Raw genomic sequence first — 3,254 nt, 5'->3', positions numbered from 1 at the left:
ATTCTTTGGTGAGTTCTGGATGTGCGAAGAATCCAAAAATACCTACCCTATAATTAAAGCTTACAAATACAATTCCTTTTTTAGCCATGGCCTCGCCATCATAAATGGGTGCCCCTGCCCCACCACTGCTAAATCCACCGCCATAAATCCATACAATCACCGGCTTTTTTTCTTTTGGCACTTTTGCACCAGTCCAAATATTTAAATACAGGCAATCTTCATTGATGGGTTCGTCTGGTATCAAAAATTCTTTTGTCCACATACTAAATGGCAATGGCACCGCCTGCACCGGACTTGCTCCAAATACAGTACAGTCCTTTACTCCAGCCCATAGCTTTGGGGGTTGAGGCGCCTTCCAACGCAAGTTACCTACGGGTGCGGCGGCGAAAGGAATGCCTTTAAAAATATGGATATCACCCTCTTTATTGACAGTGCCGGAAATAGTGCCGCCGGTAATTTTGACGATATCAAAATCAGCCGTTGGTATTTTAAATGCAAAAAAACTTAGAGTCAATATGCAAGACAATAAAATCAACCTGACAGAAACAATCATGACGTTTAATTTTTATGAAAAGATGCGCAAAATAAATCCGCGTAATCCGTTACAATTCGTGGACTCAATATTATGAATTTCACTTTTTATTTTCATATAAATCCGGCAATGATTTCAGCATTGGAAACTGTGCCTGGTGCCAATAAGGATATGCCAGCCGCGTGGCACTTGCTTTGTCTAATTTTTTTACCTGCTCTAAACTCAGGTTCCACCCCACTGCGCCCAGGTTTTGTTTTAGCTGTTCTTCATTTCTTGCACCTATAATAATATTCGAAACAGTGGGCCTTTGCAACAACCAGTTCAGCGATACCTGTGCTACTGTTTTATTAACTTCTGCCGCTACTTCTTTTAACGTATCTACGATGGTGTACAACCTTTCTAAATCAGATGGCTCACTGGGCACGGGACTTCCGCCCTGCGCAACCCTTGCATCTGGGGGCATGGGCTGGTTGCGGTTGTACTTACCCGTTAGCATACCACTTGACAATGGGCTCCAAACCATGGTACCTATCTGCTGATTAGCTCCGAGCGGCATTAACTCCCATTCAAAATCCCGGCACAGCAAAGAATAATGCACCTGATGAACAATGTATTTCGACCAGCCATAACGTTCTGAAACAGACAAGGATTTCATCAGATGCCAGCCAGAAAAATTAGAGCAGGCAATGTAACGAACCTTACCGGATTGCACCAGGTTATCCAACGCTTTCAACGTTTCATATATCGGAGCAACTGCATCAAAACCGTGCAGGTGGTAAATGTCAATGTGGTCTGTGTCCAGCCTTTGCAGGCTGTCTTCACAGGCCTTCACCAAATGTATGCGGGAAGAACCGTAATCATTGACCTTGTCCGACATGGGAAAGGTTGCCTTGGTAGAAATCAACACCTGGTTTCTTTTTCCTTTGATGGCCTTCCCTAAAATTTCCTCTGCGGCACCTCTTGAATATACATTGGCCGTATCAAAAAAATTAACACCGGCATCCAGGCAAAGGTTCACCATTTTAGTTGCTTCATCCACCTGTGTACTTCCCCATGCTTCAAAAAATTCGCCGCCACCACCAAAGGTTGCCGTACCAAAACTTAATACCGGTACAGTTAAACCTGAATTACCTAATTGTTTATATTCCATCTTATTTGATTTAGATATTGGGATATTATGCCTTCGCACAATTATAAATTATTAATTATTAATTATTAATTTTTAATCCCCTTTAGCGCCATCGCAATAGCACGCTCCACCAAGGGTTCCATTATTTTATAGCCTGCCATATTTGGATGTACACCATCATCACCAAGCCCTGCTCTTAACCCGTTTCTTTCATCTGCCATTGCTGAAAAATAATCAAGATAAATACAACCATTTTTATTGGCAAAATCTTTGATCATTTTATTCAATGCCACAATTTTGGGAGCCGGTTGCAAACCTGGTTTCCAGGGGTAATCGAACACAGGTAAAACAGAACTTAACACAACCCTAATGCCACTTGCTTTTGCTAATTGCGCCATGGAACTGATGTTGCCCAAAATACTTTCCAAAGTAGCCGGCCCGGTATTGCCTGCAATATCATTGGTGCCCGCCAAAATCACTACAACGGCTGGTTTCAAATCAATTACATCCGGACGAAAACGCAGCAACATTTGTGGTGTTGTTTGTCCGCTGATGCCGCGATCAATATAACCATGCCGGGTAAAAAAAGCCGAGTCAATATTTTTCCAGGCAATGGTGATAGAGTTGCCCATGAAGACTACCCTTTGGCCGCCTTTTTTAATTGAGGGCAATTGTTTATTTTCTGCTGCAAATTCCCTGATATTTGGCCAATCATTTTTCACTCTTTCTTCCTCTTCTTTCTGCGAATGTTTTACCTGCTGGGGAGTTACAGTAGCCATCCAGCCAGTTGGATTTACAGGCCACAATAAACCTTGTTGCTCCAGCCAGTCGCCGAAACGATCAATCCAGGTATCAGTGGGAATATCTGTTTTATGCATACCAAAACCATGACCACCTTTTGCATACATGTGCAACTCAGCTGGCTTTTTGGCAGCAATCCAGGCGCTGTATAAATTAACACTGTGGGGGGCTAATCCTAACTGATCGTTGGTGGCAGCACAAATAAATAACGGTGGCGCATCTGCGGGAATAGTCTGATTTTTTAATGCATTCATATAGGGATAAATGGGTGCTGCAAAATCAGGCCGGTCTGCCGCAGCGGAATTAAACACAGTGCCCATCGCAACGGTGCCACCTGCTGAAAACCCCATAAATCCAATACGCTTTGGACTAACATTGTATTCCCCTGCATGGGAGCGAACGTAGGCAACAGCCTGTAATCCGTCGCTGATAGCCATGGTAACCACGCTGTCATTTTCTTCATCCAGTTTTTTAAAATCACTCATCTTTTTCATGAGTTCTGCAACGGGATCATTGGTGAGACTATGCACCAGCCTGTATTTTAATACAAAGGCTGCCACGCCTTTTGCATTCAGCCACCTGGCCACATCGATACCTTCGCTTTCAATAGACAAGGTATGAAAAGCACCACCCGGAGCAATAATAACAGCCGTACCATTTGCGGCAGAAGCAGGAGGTAAATAGGCGGTGAGTGTTGGTTGCACTACATTGTACACCACCCGGGTTTTATACATGTTTTCGTTATTGTCTTTCTCCTGCCAGTTCCAGTTTTCTGTACCAGGCGCTTTACCT

3 protein-coding genes are annotated in these 3,254 nt (G+C 43.5%); all 3 read right to left on the bottom strand.

The window, feature by feature from the left end:
• Nucleotides 1-553 (bottom strand): carboxylesterase family protein (locus H7254_RS11320; protein WP_301933070.1); only part of this gene is annotated, 553 nt, incomplete at its 3' end.
• Between the two features lie 79 nt (nucleotides 554-632).
• Complete coding sequence (locus H7254_RS11315) at nucleotides 633-1,682, bottom strand: aldo/keto reductase (RefSeq protein WP_301933069.1); 1,050 nt, start codon at nucleotides 1,680-1,682, stop codon at nucleotides 633-635.
• Between the two features lie 65 nt (nucleotides 1,683-1,747).
• A partial coding sequence (locus H7254_RS11310) for a GDSL-type esterase/lipase family protein (RefSeq protein ID WP_301933068.1) occupies nucleotides 1,748-3,254 on the bottom strand: 1,507 nt, incomplete at its 5' end.

Source organism: Ferruginibacter sp. (genome assembly GCF_014377975.1).
Taxonomy (GTDB): Bacteria; Bacteroidota; Bacteroidia; order Chitinophagales; family Chitinophagaceae; genus Ferruginibacter.
The sequence above is the reverse complement of the archived record's forward strand: the minus strand, read 5'-3'. Positions and strand labels throughout refer to the sequence as shown.

Coding starts and splice junctions, on each gene's coding strand:
- H7254_RS11315 (WP_301933069.1), bottom strand. CDS start 1,682: ATGGAATATAAACAATTAGGTAATTCAGGTTTAACTGTACCGGTATTA.